Source organism: Pseudarthrobacter chlorophenolicus (assembly GCF_000962805.1).
In the GTDB taxonomy this organism is placed as follows: Bacteria; Actinomycetota; Actinomycetes; order Actinomycetales; family Micrococcaceae; genus Arthrobacter; species Arthrobacter chlorophenolicus_A.
Genome location: NZ_JZTW01000005.1, coordinates 1 through 16,767, shown reverse-complemented (window position 1 = coordinate 16,767; position 16,767 = coordinate 1). Strand labels below are relative to the sequence as shown.

The 16,767-nt window shown below is 58.1% G+C and carries 16 protein-coding genes and 1 pseudogene; 7 read left to right on the top strand and 10 right to left on the bottom strand.

From position 1 onward, the window contains the following. Positions 1-162: 162 nt before the first annotated feature. From prfB to UC32_RS06845, 8 genes and pseudogenes are all read right to left on the bottom strand, one after another. Complete coding sequence (prfB, locus tag UC32_RS06880; RefSeq protein ID WP_015937578.1) at positions 163-1,278, bottom strand: peptide chain release factor 2; 1,116 nt, start codon at positions 1,276-1,278, stop codon at positions 163-165. A gap of 65 nt (positions 1,279-1,343) precedes the next feature. Beyond that, entirely contained in the window at positions 1,344-1,787 is a 444-nt protein-coding gene (locus tag UC32_RS06875; RefSeq protein WP_235423615.1) for a pilus assembly protein TadG-related protein, read from the bottom strand. Further along, positions 1,784-2,173: a hypothetical protein gene (locus UC32_RS06870; RefSeq protein WP_327077616.1), complete on the bottom strand. Its 390-nt coding sequence runs from the start codon at positions 2,171-2,173 to the stop codon at positions 1,784-1,786. The genes UC32_RS06875 and UC32_RS06870 overlap by 4 nt, the downstream gene beginning before the upstream one ends. 112 nt (positions 2,174-2,285) lie before the next feature. After that, positions 2,286-2,702 (bottom strand): TadE family protein, encoded by a 417-nt coding sequence (locus UC32_RS06865; RefSeq protein WP_045730513.1) that lies wholly within the window; start codon positions 2,700-2,702, stop codon positions 2,286-2,288. 4 nt (positions 2,703-2,706) lie between these two features. Beyond that, positions 2,707-3,000, bottom strand: coding sequence for a hypothetical protein (locus UC32_RS06860; protein WP_152642582.1), 294 nt, complete (start codon positions 2,998-3,000; stop codon positions 2,707-2,709). An 87-nt stretch (positions 3,001-3,087) separates the two neighbouring features. Continuing rightward, the gene (locus UC32_RS06855; protein WP_200896338.1) at positions 3,088-4,026 is read right to left on the bottom strand and encodes a type II secretion system F family protein; all 939 of its coding nucleotides are present in this window, start codon (positions 4,024-4,026) and stop codon (positions 3,088-3,090) included. Next, complete coding sequence (locus tag UC32_RS06850) at positions 4,023-4,880, bottom strand: type II secretion system F family protein (protein ID WP_412178016.1); 858 nt, start codon at positions 4,878-4,880, stop codon at positions 4,023-4,025. The genes UC32_RS06855 and UC32_RS06850 overlap by 4 nt, the downstream gene beginning before the upstream one ends. After that, positions 4,877-5,707 (bottom strand): annotated as a pseudogene (locus tag UC32_RS06845) (CpaF family protein); the annotation flags it as partial. The gene UC32_RS06850 and the pseudogene UC32_RS06845, both read right to left, overlap by 4 nt. Positions 5,708-6,392: 685 nt before the next feature. Here UC32_RS06845 and UC32_RS20040 point away from each other — a divergent pair. The 5 genes from UC32_RS20040 (at position 6,393) to UC32_RS20700 (ending at position 11,697) form a co-directional block, all read left to right on the top strand. After that, positions 6,393-7,175 (top strand): HNH endonuclease, encoded by a 783-nt coding sequence (locus tag UC32_RS20040; protein ID WP_052690540.1) that lies wholly within the window; start codon positions 6,393-6,395, stop codon positions 7,173-7,175. Between the two features lie 96 nt (positions 7,176-7,271). Beyond that, a complete protein-coding gene (locus tag UC32_RS06835; protein ID WP_152642581.1) occupies positions 7,272-8,195 on the top strand; it encodes a hypothetical protein in 924 nt (307 codons plus the stop codon). A 674-nt stretch (positions 8,196-8,869) separates the two neighbouring features. Then, positions 8,870-9,058 carry a hypothetical protein gene (locus tag UC32_RS06825; RefSeq protein WP_152642580.1) on the top strand — a complete coding sequence of 63 codons (189 nt, stop codon included), beginning with the start codon at positions 8,870-8,872 and terminating at the stop codon, positions 9,056-9,058. Positions 9,059-9,687: 629 nt separating this feature from the next. Beyond that, the gene (locus UC32_RS06820) at positions 9,688-9,975 is read left to right on the top strand and encodes a hypothetical protein (protein WP_045730508.1); all 288 of its coding nucleotides are present in this window, start codon (positions 9,688-9,690) and stop codon (positions 9,973-9,975) included. A gap of 1,566 nt (positions 9,976-11,541) precedes the next feature. Beyond that, entirely contained in the window at positions 11,542-11,697 is a 156-nt protein-coding gene (locus UC32_RS20700; protein ID WP_161797260.1) for a hypothetical protein, read from the top strand. 329 nt (positions 11,698-12,026) lie between these two features. Here UC32_RS20700 and UC32_RS06805 read toward each other — a convergent pair whose 3' ends face one another. Next, positions 12,027-12,482: a hypothetical protein gene (locus UC32_RS06805; RefSeq protein WP_045730505.1), complete on the bottom strand. Its 456-nt coding sequence runs from the start codon at positions 12,480-12,482 to the stop codon at positions 12,027-12,029. A gap of 518 nt (positions 12,483-13,000) precedes the next feature. Between UC32_RS06805 and UC32_RS06800 the strand changes: the two genes are divergently transcribed. Both UC32_RS06800 and UC32_RS20280 read left to right on the top strand, forming a co-directional pair. Next, on the top strand, positions 13,001-14,719 hold the full coding sequence (locus UC32_RS06800; RefSeq protein ID WP_152642579.1) for a hypothetical protein: 1,719 nt from the start codon (positions 13,001-13,003) through the stop codon (positions 14,717-14,719). Between the two features lie 71 nt (positions 14,720-14,790). Next, the gene (locus UC32_RS20280) at positions 14,791-16,047 is read left to right on the top strand and encodes a competence protein CoiA family protein (RefSeq protein WP_082071980.1); all 1,257 of its coding nucleotides are present in this window, start codon (positions 14,791-14,793) and stop codon (positions 16,045-16,047) included. A gap of 223 nt (positions 16,048-16,270) precedes the next feature. Here UC32_RS20280 and UC32_RS21160 read toward each other — a convergent pair whose 3' ends face one another. Beyond that, on the bottom strand, positions 16,271-16,744 hold the full coding sequence (locus tag UC32_RS21160; protein ID WP_082071978.1) for an HNH endonuclease: 474 nt from the start codon (positions 16,742-16,744) through the stop codon (positions 16,271-16,273). Between the last annotated feature and the right edge of the window lie 23 nt (positions 16,745-16,767).

Sequence of the window (16,767 nt, the reverse complement as noted above, 5' to 3'; positions counted from 1 at the left end):
CATGGCTGATTCGGAATGCAGCCCAGTTCTGCAGCCGGTGCACGGGTTTTCGTTGGGGGAAGTAGGGCCCCGGCCCCTCGACTATACGCAGGAATGGCCGGCTAATACGCGGCTTTGGGGGCGTGTCGCGGTATGCCGGTCTGCGGCGGCGGTGTTCCGGTCCTACTTCTCAGCGTTGCGGTTGTCCGTGCGCCAGCGGATCCCGGCGTCGATGAAGTCGTCGATCTCGCCGTCGAAAACTGCCGACGTGTTGCCCACCTCGTGTTCGGTGCGCAGATCCTTGACCATCTGGTACGGATTCAGGACGTATGAGCGCATCTGGTCTCCCCAGGATGCCTTGACGTCCCCGGCCAGGGCCTTCTTCTCAGCGTCTTCCTGTTCCTTCTTCAGCAGCAGAAGGCGGGACTGCAGGACGCGCATGGCAGCGGCCCGGTTTTGCAGCTGCGACTTTTCGTTCTGCATCGACACCACTACGCCGGTGGGAATATGCGTGAGCCGGACAGCGGAGTCCGTGGTGTTGACGGACTGGCCGCCCGGACCGGACGACCGGAAAACGTCCACGCGGATCTCGTTATCCGGGATGTCGATCGAGTCTGTCTGCTCGATCAGCGGAATGACCTCCACCGCGGCGAAGGACGTTTGGCGCCGCCCCTGGTTATCGAAGGGGCTGATCCGCACCAGCCGGTGGGTGCCGGCCTCAACGCTGAGGGTGCCGAAGGCGTACGGGGCCTTGACCTCGAACGTGGCCGATTTGAGTCCAGCCTCCTCGGCGTATGACGTGTCCATCACTGTGGTGGGATACCCATGGCGCTCTGCCCAGCGCAGATACATGCGCATCAGCATTTCCGCGAAGTCGGCGGCGTCCACGCCGCCGGCGCCGGCACGGATCGATACAACAGCCTCACGCTCGTCGTACTCGCCGGACAGGAGGGTGACCACCTCCAGGTTCTTCAGCGCCTTTTGGATCGACTCCAGCTCCGCGGCGGCCTCCCCCATGGAGTCGGCGTCACCTTCGTCCTGGCCGAGCTCCACCAGGACTTCAAGATCATCAATGCGCGATGCCAGGGTGGTCAGCCGCTCAAGCTCTGACTGCCGGTGCGAGAGCCGGGACGTGATTTTCTGGGCCGCGGCGGGGTCGTCCCACAGGTCCGGCTCCCCCGCGCGCTCACTGAGTTCGGCGATGTCTTCCCTCAGCGCCTCCATATCGGTAACCCGTTCAATGGACTCGTAGGTGGCGCGGAGGGCGCGGATTTCAGCGGAAAAATCAATATTGGCCATGGTCGTTTAAGCCTACGCTATCCGGCGAAAGGCACTGTTCTCCGAACCCGGCCGGGTCTGCCTGCCTACCGTGTTAGCCGCGAGCGCGCTGTCGACGTCGCTTCAATCAGGATTCCGTCTGGAACGAGGAAGTTCACCACCGGCGGATGGACCGCGGCGGTGAGCACCACAACAGCGGTAGAGCCGTCCGGGGTACCGGTTGCCCCGGCAACTGCCAAGGCGTCAAACCGTTCCGAAGCGGGGCTCCTGGCAACGAAGTCAGCCGCGACACTCCGAACCCGAGCGGGATTGAGGACGGCAGATGGGCTGCCGCCCTCGGACGCCACCTCGCCCAGCGTGTAGCTGTCTGCTGCTGCAAGGGAAGCGCCGTCTGCCAGTGACAGCAGGCGCTTATGCTCCAGGTAGACGGCGGAAATTCCCATCACGACAGTGGCCACCAGCAGGGCCAAGGCCACATACCCGATAATCATCACTGTTATCTGGCCGTCCTCGGCTGTCGTCGCCTTCACCGGAACCTCCCCACAATCTGGGTAGCGGCCGCCTCCACCTCAGTGGCAGAGAGCCTGAAGCCATCCTGGAACGGAACGAACGGCAACGGGATGGACAACCTGACGGTGACGGTCACGGCAGTGCCCGGCGCATGACAGTCAGCGGGGTCGCAGGTGGTTGCCATTGAGGCCTGGTCCGGGCTGTGTCCAAAATCGGCCAGTGCCAGCGCCACGGCCTGCTCCGCGGCCACTTGGGCGGACGCGGTGTCGGGTTGGGCGACGTAGACCTTCGCGGCCTGGTCGGCCGCCCCCACCACAGCGAACGAGCCACCCTGCATCTGCGCGACGGTGGTGATGAAGTAAACGAGCGGGACCATCAGGAGCAGCGCAAGAAACGTGAACTCCACAACCGCACTTCCCTGCTCACTGCGCCCGGCCGCTTGCCCGCCGGATGATTCCGGTCCTCGGCACAGTGCCCTCAGCAACCGGCAACGGGCATTTCGGAGCACTCGCCCTGAGTCAGGGCTGTACCGCGGCATGTCCCGTCACCTCCAACATTCCCCGGGGTCCAATCAACCCCACTACAGGCATGGGAGCCCGGACCGTTACTTCCAGCGTCCGAAGCCCCTGGACTGTCACTTCGCCCGTGCTGACCTCCTCAGCGAAGGATGGGTTCAGGGCAGTCATGATGAGGTCGCGGGTCCGTTCTTCCGCATCACCAGGACCCCGGTCCGCGAGCGTTCCATACCGCGCGCCGGAAGCCGCGGCGTCAATCAGCGTGTTCCGGACGTGCAGTACAAGGGTCAGTTGAAGAATTGCCAGGAAGAACATCGTGAGCAGACCACCCACCAGCACAAAATCCACGACTGCCGAACCCCGTTCCCGGCCAGGGACACTCGGCTGACCGCGACCGGAGACGCTGACGGAAGCGGCCATGGGGCTAGTTGCCCACCTTGTCCATTGCCTGGTTGAACATTGCCTCAAGCGCGGGACCGGCAAGCGCCAGCAGGGCAGCCACCAGAACCGCGGACATCAGGGTAATCATGACCCACCCTGGAACATCGCCCCTCTCGGGATCATCGGTAACGCGTGTCAGCCCGCGCTGTCGGGCGGGGCGCTGGACGGCAGGGAAACGGATTGGGGCTGCGCGCCGGGCCCACGTGCCGGCCCAGGCCCCGGGTGCAGCCGCGACCGCGATCATTAGGACTGCCCAGCGGAGTACTCGGATCTTCATTTGCTCTTCCTATCGCTTGATGTTTTCCGTGTCCTTGACGGCGTTACCTGAGATGGCGTGCTGTTTCGTTCCGATCAGTTGACGCCATCAGAGACCCAGGCTGATTGCGGCGATGCCGGGAAAGACGGCGAATATCACCGTCAGCGGAAGCACGCCAAAGACGAGCGGCACCATCATGGCAATTTCCTTCTTTCCGGCGGCTTCCAGCAGGTCCCGCTTGGCTGTGTCGCGGACGTCCTGGGCTTGCGCCCGCAGTACGTCCGCGAGGGGTGTCCCGCGTTCAACGGCAACTACGATTCCGTCCACGAACCGGACGAGTGGTGCCAGATCCGTACGCGCGGAGAACTCCTGGAGGGCGTTGACCAGTGGCTTGCCTGCCCGCGTTTCTGCCAGGATCGTGGAGAACTCTTTGGATAGCTCGCCCTTGGCGCTCCGGCATACCCGGTCGAGGGCTCCAGTGGCGCTCTCCCCTGCACCGACGGCCAGTGCCATCAGTTCGGCGAGGCTGGGAAACTCGGCCATCATCCGTTCTTCCCGCCTGCGGACCTGCACACCCAGCCAGTAGTCCCGAACAACAAAGCCCGTAATGCCGCTGCCGATGATGGCGACAGCGGCCAGCAGGGCGTTGAACCTTCCGGCTGCAGCCCCCACGGCGACAATCGCCGAGGTGAGGGCGAAACCTGCAGCGGCCCACATGACCTGCTCGGCACGAAAATCTATGACTGACTTGCTGATCCCGGCCTGCGCGAGCCGGCGGGCTGTTGCCCCAGGAGCAGGACTCATTTTCCCCACGGCGGAAATGCCGTCGCGGATCAACGGGCGGAGAATCCGCTCCAACGGTCCGAAGGGCGTCAGGGCGTGTTCTCCGGACAGAAGTCGCGACTCCAGGTTCTGCGATTTCAACTGGGGCTCGATGCGCTGGGTCAGTGTCGTCGCCCGCATGAGCGGAGACCTGAAGATGACCAGCCACAAGCCGATTCCCAGGACCGCGCCGCAAATGGCGGCGGCGGGTGACACAGTCATCATCGGAGTACCCGTTCGTCCTGTGGCAGGGCGCCGATCCGGAGCATCGTTGAGTAGCAGGCCAACGAGATCACGAGCCCGCCGAGGAGGACCGCTGCCCCCATGGCCGTGTTGTACGCCTGCACAGCTTCGGGCCGGGTGGCGAGGAGAAGCATGACGATCCACGGCGCCGCGACGGCAAGCCGGGCAGCGTTGACGGTCCAGGACTGCCGGGCTTCGAGTTCGCTGCGCGTTCGCGCGTTTTCCCGGAGGAACTCGGCCAGGGTTCCCAGCAGCTTGCCGAGGTCGGACCCTCCAACCTCACGAGTGAGCCGCAAAGCTTCGACGATCCGGTCGGCCACGGGGTCGGCGAGCCGGTCCTTCAGCTTATTCAGGGAACCGTCAAACTGCCCTCCAGCCCTGTAGTCCGCGCCAAATTCTCGAAAGACCGGCCTGAGCTCTTCGGGCCCCTTATCACCCAGCTGGATGAGCGCCTCCGGCAATGGGAGCCCTGCCCGGATCGCCGACCGCAGATGGTCAACAACGTCGGGCCACAGCTGGCGAAGGAGTGCGGTCCGTTTTTTCGCTCGCCACCGAAGGATAGTGAGTGGAAGCCAGCCGGCAAACAGCCCAAAGCACACAGCGATCGGCCACGACCTGCTTACGGCATAAAAGACCAGGACGACGAACAGTCCCAAGCCGAGGCAGGTTCCGAGCAGTCCGCCCACCGACACTTTTTCGACTCCTGCGGAGGCCAGCAGGTCCGCGATCCGGCTGGGCTTCCGTTGGCGGGGCTTGTGCTCCGGCGATTCCCACAAGGACCACCAGACAAGGAACAGGCCCGCTCCCCCAGTGGCTCCCAGCAGTGCGGACATCATCGCGGGTCCAGCAGGGCAGCAACGTCAAAGCCTGCCCGGGCGAACTTCTCTATTGCGGGCATCGCGTTGGCGCGTGCCTGCAGAACGCCGTCCGTCACGGCGAACACCGGTGATGACTCGATGATTCCGTTTTCAACCCGCCGTCCCAGGGAAAGTATCTCTGTGACCTCGCGGCGTCCGTTGGCAAGCCGGCTGCAGTGAACCACCAGGTCTATGCAGGATGCGACGGTTGGAACGACGAATGCAGACGAGATGTTTTCGCCGGCAAGCAGGGGAAGCGTGCAGATCTTGGTGACAGCGTCATGGGCGGAGTTGGCGTGGACAGTACACATACCTGGGAGCCCGCTGTTGAGCGCAATGAGCATGTCGAGGCTTTCAGCTTCCCGTACTTCGCCAACCACAAGTCGATCGGGCCGCATGCGCAGCGCTTCCTTGACGAGGCGCCGGAGTGGGATCTCACCTGTTCCTTCCAGGTTCGGCTGCCGGCACTGGAGTCCCACCACGTCCCGCAGGGGAAACTGCAACTCAAAGATTTCTTCCACCGTGATGACCCGCTCACGGCTTCCGATGCTGGCGGCGAGGCAGTTCAACATTGTGGTCTTACCGGCCTGGGTTGCCCCTGAAACAAGGATGTTGAGGCCACTGGACACTGCCGCGCCGAGGAACCGAGCCGACTGCGGCGTCAGGGTGCCGAGCTCCACCAGGTGTTCGAGCCGGCTGGCTTTGACGACAAATTTTCGAATATTCACGGCCCAGTGGCGGCGCGTCACATCCGGAATGACGACGTGGAGCCTGGAGCCGTCAGGTAGCGCGGCATCCACGAACGGTCATTTTTAGACATGTCCTGTCGCCCCCTCAGCGCTCAGCGCCCTCAACACAAAGCGCCAGACCCGCTGCATGCCTTACCGGCCACGGGATTTGAAAAATTTTGGAATTATTTTTCCCGACGTTCCACTTCCCCGCTCCGCCCCTAAAACCCGCGTAATTACGCGGATTCAACATTATTGAATGACGACAACATGGTTTACACAATCCAGCACAGGACAATGCGTTGACACGAAAAATGCCTGAATTTATGATCTATTCTTTTCTTACCGGCTCGCAAGCAGGACTGCGGAGGGTTCACGAGATTGATTTTTGACAACTGAATTGCGGTACCAGAATTACAACACTACTAGTTAGGAGTTTTCTATATGGGTCGATCATCGACCTGCGAGCACGCCGTCAACAAGCGGCAGCTCAAGGACGGACGATGCGCAGAATGCCACTCGGACAATAACCGGAACTACTACCAGCGAAACAAGGAGGCAATCCTCGCTAAGGCGCGGAAGCAACGAAATTACGTTGCGGCCCTTATAGCCGCAGATACAGAAAAAGGCTGACTCGCAGTCGCTACCAACGAACTGCAAGCCAGCCTTCAAAACGATCCGGCGCTACCAACGCCATACGGATCAAGCAATCAGCAGAATTCCCCAAATTTCCGTCAAGAGCATCGAGAAAGGTGCCTTTGCTATGCCCAAGTTTACCGGCTTCATCGCCATCTACCTAACCGTTTTATCCTCGGGTTTGTCCCGTGTTCAGGATGTCGCAGCTATGTGGCTGAAGGACAACAACTTCGCGGCCACCCTCGAAGACGGAGCATCTCGCTTCGTTTCCCCCGACGTACTAAAGGAACGCTTCCCGGTTTGGCTGCAAGGCATTAAGCGCCGGTCCAAGACCCTATGGCAGTCGTTTACAGCCTCTCAGGATGCTGATGGAGTTATTGACTTCGACCAATGCATCTACTGGCTAGGGGCCAAGAAGAAGAACGGCTACGCCCCAACGGGAGCCAGACGAGCTGCCCTCAAGGCCCTCTACGGGACCCTGCCCGTCGATCACGACCTAGACCATGTGTGCCACGTCCCAAGCGAATGCTCACTGGCGAAGAAGTGCCCCCACCGCATGTGCATCAACCCCGCTCACATGATGCTGGCAACGCGGACAGAGAACAACGCTCGCAGCAAGGCGAACAAGGTACTGACTACGCATTGCAGAACTGGTCACGAGTACACGGTGGAGAACACGTACATCAGGCCGAACGGTGCGAAGCAGTGCAAGCAGTGCAGGAAGGACCGGGTTAGGGAAATCGAGGACGGACTCCGGGAACCACGGTCATACGGAACGCTCACTCATTGCCGCAATGGACATGAATGGAATGCGGAGAACTCGTCGTTCGATGCGGCTGGAACACGCAGGTGCCGTCCTTGTAATACGGCAGCCGTAGGACGCCAAGAAATGGGCGATCTAGCCGCATAGCAACATTCCCTAGTCCACCCTCCGTGAGGCCCGCACATCGTGACATAGCGGGCCTCACGGCTTCCCGCACTCGCTCTAATCCTTGAAAGGACCGACGTGTCCAACAGCACCCCTGAAGACGCGCCGGTCAAAGAACCGGTTGCCTACCTACTCTCAACCAACCGCAGCATTGATTTTATTCGGCCCGGCAGCGGTCCGAAACAGGACTATTCCAAGCGTTCAGCTCGGTCCCAGACCGTCCGGAAAACCGCCAACTCGCGCCGAAATCAAGCCAAGAAATTGAACAAGCTCGACCTGTCGCCGCTGCGTCATGAGGACTACGCCTTCGTCACCTTTCACTACCCGGACGTGGCGTGCTTCACGAAGTATGTTCCAACCCCCGAGGAGCCGAAAGCCCATTGGAAAAAGATGCGGGAATGGATCGATGACAATTGCCCGAATCCTATTACCGGTGGGAGCTGCTTCTTTCACGTAATGCAATACAAGTGGAGCATGGCTCCCCACCGACACGTCGCCATCGTAATTCCTCGTTCCATGGAACGGAAGGTCGTTGCGAAATGGAGGGAGATCGTAAGTCACCCGGTCTCCTTGGCGGACGACGATGTAGTTCATTTCTCCCGCAAAGACCCGAAGACTAGCACCCCCGAAGCAGCCGTTGTTTATATCTCCGAAGATGCCGGGCATCAGGAACTCGTTCCAATTCCATGGGTGGAGCTAGGCCTCAACCCACCGGGTTGGTGGGGCGCTGTCGGCTTGAAACAGCTCCCTTTCCGGAGCGGAAAAGTTGTTGGTGAGGAAAACATCCGGGCTGTGAACGAACGAATGCGTGAAGTGAGTGAGCGACCTGTTGTTACCTTCGTCAATCCAAAAACGGGCGAAGAGTGTGAGGACATGAGGAACGGTTGGAACAAGCACTCGCCCAAAGGCTCATCGGAATTTCGCAATAGCGGTGACGGGCTGGATATCCACAATGACCTCATCTCGCGCTACGGAGAGGAACTGACCGACGACGAGAACTAGCTCCGCTACGACGAACAACATCAACGCAATCCACAGTAAGAAAGGCAAAACAATGGCAACAGCATGTCCCGAGGTCCGGGGTATCAAGACCAAGATCGCAAAGTGCGTCGGCAAGCTCGATGACCTTATCGCGGAGCAAATCAGAGAGAGAGCAGCAGCCGATGGCACTGCGGAAGGATGCGCAAACTACCAATTCGTTCGCCGTCAGATCGTCGCAGACCGGCACCGAGCGCACGAGGAACTCTCATGGCGTGGCCGTCAGTTGCAGCACCAGCTCGCCAAGGAAGAAGCCGCACGACAAGCAGCAAAGGTGAGCGCGTGATGAACAGCAAACCAGCACGGCTCACTCCTGAGCAGCATCGGGAACGCGCCAACAAGCGGCACGAGATCAGCCGACTGATCGAATCAATTACAACCCTCTCCATGGCAGTAGGGCGCAGCCAGTTCGAGCACGGAGCAATCAGCAAAGACTCCCGATGGGAGCTTGAGCGTCTCCTTCGAGACGCGGAAACAATCCTTCGGAGCGAAGCACGATGAACACCGACATTCAATCACTACAGCCAGCAGACACAGCTAATAGAAAGACGGTAGGAGCGATGACAACGGACACAGAGGCCACCGAGGCCCTCACAGGTTACGAACTGCGGAGGGCCTTCAGGCGAGATCGTGATGAGATGAGCAAGCTCACCACAGCAGCGTTGGTTGCACGGCATACGGGCAAGATGACAGAGGCAGAGTACGCGGAGTTGAAAGCGATCTATGACGCCGAGCTGGAACGCCTTCGTCCCCTCTGCCGGAGACCTCGTTCAGAACAAGAGCAACAGACACCTGTCACAGAAGAACCATTCGAGTTCGAGTTCTAGGGAGTAGGAAGCATGTGCAACATCAGCTTTCTCAGCGAAGTTCAGTCACGCCGCATAGAACGACAGAAGTCAGAGGAGTTGCTGCAAATTATGTTCGAGACCAGCGAAGCTGGTGCCACGGATGCAGAGATGCACTCCGCATGTCGGCGCACGATTTTGCCGAGTACGAGCTGTGGATGGATTTGGGTGAAGCCGCTTGCTGGCATTTCATTGACTCGTTCAATGCATATACATGGACAATGGCGAAGGAGTTTGCCACTGGTATCGGGCGCTGATGAAGCACTGCACACCGCCGGGAAGCCGGGATGTTTACCTTTCGGGGTAGGCGTCCCGGCTTCTGGCGTATAAAGGGCCGAGGCACGCCCCCTACCCCCACATATCCCACCCTGTCGTAGGCACTCCCCCGACTATCTATCGTTTTCGATAGGTGTTTCCAGTTATTTAGGTGGTCCGCAACGTATCTACCTTGCGGCTGACCTTTTGCTTGCACCGGACGCCTCATCAGTAGGTCGGGGTCCAGCGCTAATGCTGATTCGACTTATGGGGCGGCGGCGCTGCGCGCGGCAAAAACGGCGGCGGCGCGAGATACACTATGGTGCTTGCAGCGTATTCCTGTTTAACTATTCAACATGGGTGACAAAAAGACGGATACCGCGCGTATTGAAATCGTCGGCGGTCCTAACTGTGGCGAAATTTTCGAGAGCGACTTCAAATTCCCCCAGAAGTATTTCTCGATTCGCAATGCGACTGACATCAAGTGCGATCACGCGGACCACATTGGCGGCTACGACGAGTCCGATGACGGCGTGCTGGCAGTCGATCCATTTGCCGAGTGGGTGACGTATGAGAAGAGATATCGGGACATGGAGACTGGTTATTACATTTTTACTCCGCGTGATCCTCAGGTAGTGCTGTGAGTGCGCTCAGTGGCTTCCTGATGATGGCGGACAGGGAGCACAGTCTGGCTGGCTGTGAGTGCGAGGAAGTACTGCGAAGCCGCGACCCTGAGTCATTTATTGCGCAGCGATACATGCTCATTCATGCCGCCCTGCTGCATGGCATTCCGCGCCAGCTAGTTGAGGGTATCCTATGAGCATTAGTGGATGCATTCTGCACCGACTGGCTTGGCTTTATGCGCGGAAGCGCCACTCAGGCCTGCGGTTCACTTGGGAGGAACTAAGAGAACTCGCACCTTACCTACCGGGCGTAGCTAGCCAGCGGGGCATAAACGCGTCTAGAAGTTGCGCTGTTCGGCATTACCGACCAAGATTCTCTTAAATGGAAGAAGTGTCGAGGATACGCTTCTTGCGCGCCTTCCAAAGCAGAGTGGATAAAGGCCCCGAGAAGTCACGAGCTGGCGGCCTTTGCTTTCCGTTGGCAATTCTCCCTTATGCCGGGGGAGGTCAGGACCTGCGATTGTTGAGCCTCACCCTGAAGCTGCTCCTCTAACGCGGTTCCTAGCTCGCCCCTTCCGAGTAACAATGCCAATCAGCATGAAGGAATGCCACCTAGCAGCCTCTATAACGGCCCCTAAGCGGCCATTCACCCTCGCGCTGATTTCTAGCCCTCAAATCGCCTCGTAGCGAAGTCGGTAAGTAAGCCCATTTTTGAGCTTTTTAGCGTACTGAGAAATAGCAGGTGCATCCGCAGCCGCATTAGCTACTTCCGCTTGAGTCTGCTCAATCGCCGGCAACGTGGTTGTCACTTCTCCCGAAGCGGATAGCACCTCCACGGCAATGGCACTTGGAGAAGCCGAAGCCACGTGGCCCTGCTGGTGTGCATTGGAAGGCGCTGGAGAGTCATAAGGCTGAATAGGAGCTGCTGGCGGCACATAAGTCGCTGGGGCTGGGGCTGGGGCTGGGGCTGGGGCTGGCGGAGCGTAGTAAACCGCGCAGCCCTGCACAAGATGTGGATTGGTGCACGTTGGAACCGGAGGCGGCGTAGGAGCATCCGGAGCGGGTGGCGGCACAAAGCCAACGATGCCATCACCGTCCACGGAGCCGCTGCCCGGAGCTACTCCCCCGACCCCGTTGTCGTAGCAGTACTGGCCACCGTTGGGTGCTGTCGAACAAACAGTAGCGGCATGCGTAGGCACGACAGACAATATCCTTCCACTGAGCACAATGATCAACACAAGTGCTGCCTTGGCGATGTTTCGCACGATCTACTCCCCAGAATTAATCACACTGATTAGTCAGGAGCATCTTATTGAACCCTGTTGTCAATTAGTAGGGTTACCAGTGGCTTTCGAAGAGTACGAGGCATGGAAAGACTCATTCGATACCGCACTGCTAGGGCTCATGGGCTGCCGCAATGATGCAGCAAGCAAGAAGCCAGTCCGACGCTTCCTCAGTGATCAGTGAACTGGAACGTCTGATGCTCGCGGAGGACGCCTCACTTTAGGACGCACTCACCTTGATCGTTCACCGCCTTGCATTCACCGGGTCAGTAACCGACAACGCTGCCCAATAGGAGTCATCGCCATGACTGAAGCATCCCCTAAGCCCTCCCCGCTGAAGCCCCTCCCTGCCCATGTAAAGGCTCAGGAGAAGCAGAAGACTCCGCAGGTTGAGGTCACCAATCCTGTCCTTACAGAAGCCGAAGCAGAGCGGGTCAAGAAGGCTCTAGGACTCGCGTGAAACCGTTCGAAGCCAAGTGCAAGGGCACTTGCGGTGATTGCCAAGCCGCTATCACTCCCCGGCCAGCTGATCATCTACAGGTACGAGCAGCCCGTCCACGATGAATGCCCTGATGAACAAATGAGCCGGAGACACCATCCTCCGTTTGTCCCAAGTGCAATTTCATTGTCCCCTGTTGGTGCGAGGAGCAATAGCCATGCTTGGGATCAGACCATAAGCCAAAGAAAATTCACATAACCAGATGATCATCGTGACCGCTTTGTGGAGCATCCAGACGACAGCATCGTCGTAGTCGGCTCCTGATGAAGCGTAGGGAACACGCTCCTCTCCTAGTCCCGCTTCTTAGGCACCTGCGAAGCTTTGACGATCTTCTTTTCTGGACGATGAAGATCAACTCGCATCACATAGGACAGCTCGGCAAGTTGCTTCGCGTAATCCATCTCCATCCCGTCCTTAAAAGCACCGTCGCGGATTGCGCGGGAAAAGGTCTTGGCAGTTGCAAGCGCTTCGACGGCCCGCTCGCAGATGTGATCCGGCGCAAAAAGCTGTAGACGATGCATAGCAGCCCGCTGCCGCGCGATCGCCTCAGGGGTAACCATCGAGGCATCCAAGATCGAACCGTAATTCGCGATGCCCGTTTCTTCCGGAAAGCTCGCGTAAGCCTTGAGCCGCTCATTCCGCAGCCATTGCCGGTGCTCGTTTCTACTACCCCAGAGCGCACCGAGGTAGCCAGCTCCGATCGCCACGAGGCCAGAGATAAGTGCCGTCCAAAGCGCGATATCCATGGACCTCAAGATACGGGAATCATGACGAGTCGCGTGCGAGGCCAAGCAGTATCGGAATCGGCCATCTCCACCCCTCGCCCCCGAAGACATGGCACAGCGCCCTAGCCCAACGTCCGTGCATTGCTTACAGGGTGAGTAGGTGTAAGGCGCATAAAATGCACGACACAGAACAGCGCAGATGTTGTGTAACCTCGGGTAGCAGGCTTGATGCTGATGTCGCCGACACTCTCAAGAGTTGGTCTCGATCGTAAAGGGGGAACGTGGGAAAACGTGACAACACATTGCTTCTGTCTTACGACAAATCCTCCTGCGACCGATGTGGTGCCCCTACCCGCATAATCGCTCAGCCTTGCATGGAGTGCGGGCGACGTCCTCGGAAGGAAGAAGTCAACGAGGCCGTAGATGAACGACGCAGGATTGTGGACGGGATTAGGCCCATACTGTCCGCTAGTGGTGTTAGCCGGGGCCAATCCTCGTCAGAACCACAAACCGTCACGGCACAACAACTCGACGACTACGTGGAGAACGCGCTAAATCGCTTTATCAAGTCCTTCGCCAATGTAGCCCGACAGTCTCGAACCGGTGAGCAAGTTGCTGGTCTCCAGCAACTCGTGCGGCATCATCTGCGCATGGTTGCCGCCGCCCAGAATATCCACCTCCGGCGACCATATGTGGGGCAGTTGCAGTATCTCCAAGAGCAGGTAGCGGACCTATCAACGGTCGTGGACTGCTACCTTGAGGCGCTAGCTGCCCCGAACATGCATGAAGCACAGAGTCACGCTCGTGAGGCTCAGAACCTCATCGACGCTATGGACTCGCGGCGCGAAGTTCAAAGCAAAATCCAGTCCGCCCTCCGAGAAATTAGCTCTACTGACTTTCTGGATGGCGGCGGAATTGATCTGTTTCGAGCCCTGAGTGCTCGACATGATGGGCTGTCTGTAGCTGAACTCGAGGATCGAGGCCGTTCAGCCTTCGCGCAACTGTGTGGCCGGAAACCCGAAGTCGGAACCGGACTTTCGTACCTGATAGCGGACGTTTTTTCTGAGGCGCACCTTGATAGGGATCGATTCCGGAGTGTAGTTCAGAAAACGGCACTCTTGGTCGCAAACAACGCGGAGGCATTCGATGCGTTATCCGGGCAGGCTTCCCTTTTGGAAGACCTTCACGAAGCGAGACTCAGAGCCGTACAAGCATGGGTTCGGTTTCAAAGAACTGTCGCAGGACGAATCACAACACCAGCTCTCGTCAAAGAAGTCCTATCGCTTTATAGCGAGCTGTTTGAACAGGTGGGGATTCCAGTCATGGGCTCGCTGCTGTTAATTTCGGGGAAAAAGACAATGCCGTACAGCAAGCTGCGAATGCAAAGCGCAACGTCAATTGCGGACAGCGTGTCAAGAGACTCAGTTCTCAATGGTCTGGTGGAAGGGCTAGACAACAATCTCCGTAATGCCGCCTCACATGGCCATAGTTACCACATCGCCGAGGACTCTCTTCACATTCGACTAAAAAGTTATCAGGGAACTCTGGCCTTCGATGTGCTGACGGACAAGACGTTGGCGTTGATGGAAAGCTTCACTGCCATTCAACTTGTTCTTGATGATGAGTTGTCTCTCCGTGGTGAGAACGGTCATCAGGTCCGAGACCTTGAACTTTTTGGTTTTTCCGTTTCCGAAATTGTCCGGCTCCTCCTAACTGCTCTTGACGTAATAGTGCATTCCACTGTCGATGCTGGCTCGATGTGGACAGTTACGATAGGCCCAACAAACCGAAGCAAGCTGACGCTAGCGAAAGTGATCAGCAACGTGCTGCCGTCGAACGTTCAGACTTTAGTCCTCGAATACGATCAGCAGAGTCAAGCTCACCTCTTGCGCGTGGAAGTCCCGGCTCTTGCAGGTGTCTCAGCGGCGCAACTTACAGACCCGGTCAAGTTCGTTCAGGCTGCTAGATCTGTGACGGTTGACGGAACTGCCATATTTGACGTGAATGCAAGACGACGGTTTATATCGCATCACCTTATGAAGGGTCTACAGGACGGAGATCTTACGAAGGTTGCTCAATTTCGCGACCTCCGCAACGCCGCCCATCAGTGGTATGACCCGGAAGTGGATGGAGCGATCAACGACGCCATCAGGTGGCTCAGAGGGGTACAACCTGAGGGAGGCCTCCAAAACTACCGGCATCGTCTAATACGGAAGCTGGAAAACTGGGGACAAAAGGGCGATTTCAACCTCCCTTAGCAAGGTGCTACCCGGCCAAGGGTCTATTCCGAGACTGAGAGATTGTCGCGGGTCTGGCCTATGGTTCGTCTATGGACAAGCCCCAAGGTGCAGCGCACATTCTCCATGCAGTCGCGTATAACCCCGATGGTATGGAAATCATCGTCGCGCCTCGGACTCAAGCCGATGCCTTACCACTCAAACGTCTCTCCTTCTATTGCTCGCTGCTTGCTGGTGGTTGTGGTGACATGCTCACACTGGCAGCGGGTCGTGTCCGTATCCCGCATTTCCGCCATCGGCCCAAATCGTCGTGCGTCCTGCGCTATGGTGACTTAGCAAGGGACAGTTACACGCATCTGGCAATCCAACGCGCACTAATGAAGTGGATCAACTCAGTCCCCGATTTCAATTGCAGAATGGAGCAGCGCGTCGAAGGTGGGAGGACCGACCTTTATGTCGCTGGGCCCGGCACGCGCGTAAGCCTCGAGGTCCAGCGATCAAATATCAGCCACACCGAGGTGCGCAGGAGGACTGCGATCTACAGGCGGCAGGCAACCGCAGTAAATTGGCTCTATGAGTCTGACAGCATTCAAGCGTGCCATGAGGAATTGATAGAGCAGGGTCTGTACCTGAGAGTCAGCATCGACGCGGAACTTACCTCGTGCAACTTGGGCGTTACGTACTCAGCGAGTGAAAGTGGAAATGAAATCACTGTCTGGAGTCCACTTAGCGAATGGTGGATCAATGCCGGAGGTCTAGGCTCGCAACATCTCGCTCTCGCCCAGAAGGCGGTTCTTGACTGGCGTCAAGACAGGGCAGCGGCAGCCGAGGCAAGACGACGCGCTGCTGCCGAGACCCTGAAGAGGACCCTAGATCAAAAGAAACTCGTAGCTGAGTATCGTCGGACGCATCGTCAATGGGAAAACGGACAACGAGCCAGAGGTCAATCCTTGATGGAGTGGGCCACTCAAGAAATTAGGACCCTCGACGCTAAAACTAGACATGCAAACTCTGGTCAGGGCTATGGGCGAGATGTCTGGTCTCCTTCTCTGAAGGGTTCGGAAGAGGACGTAGCGTGGGCGCGAAACATAAGGGCCAAAGTCCGTTCGATCATTGAGCGAAACTACGATGCTGGCTTTGTAAGCGCCGAGTATGGTGCTGGCTTGACCTACTGGCTTGCCACAAAACTGGATGCCGACTGGTGGATTGGCGCCCAGCTTGGGGAGCACGAAGCCTATAGCGCTGTGGTCAAGATGTACGACCTTATTCTCAGCACGACAAACCGACGCGGTGCGAGGCTAGTGCAGCCGGAACACTCTTTCGATGGGCGGCGCCGACCTCCGACGTGATCGAGTTCCTAACCCATCTTCAACTTCCATTGCCCAAAGCTTTAGGGAACAACTTCGCAAACGGGAGAAGTGCTCAGCTTTAGTTTCAGGTTCAAGAAAGCGACCCTCTAGGTTCAGACGGTCTTCGGTCAGGGCCGAACGTCCGTCGCAGGCAACGCTGTTATAAGTCGGTCACCGAGGTGCAGCCACTCCAGCAGCCCTGAAAAGGCCGCCCTCCGTCGTGCTAGCTCTGGGGTTCAGAACTAGCACGATGGTAGGCGAGGTGCTCTTTATCGATCCTGTGCCGCCGATGGACGTTAAGAGCGCCGATACAACGGTGGAAGACGTAAACCGTGCCGTCGGCTGCAATTGTCAGCGCGTGACCATCAAACTGTTTATGACAGTTGGGACAAAGGCATAGGACGTTGCTCGGTATGTCCGGGCCGTAGTGTGGTGCGCCGAGAGGCCTGATGTGCGCCGCTTCAGAGTAGGTTCCGGCTGACGTACGAATTTGAGTGGCGCACACTTGACAGGTATCGGCGTAGAGCCGCTTGACCTCTTCAGCGACTCTATGGTCTCGAACAATCCTGCTAGTGGTGCGAACGAGCCGTGAAGGATTCTCAGACCCTCCGGATAGCTCCCCAAGAGAGGCTACAAGTGTTGACGCCAGCCGAAAATAGGGCCAAATACGCCAACTGAAAATGAGGCCACTGACCATTATGGAAGGTGATCACATTGGAT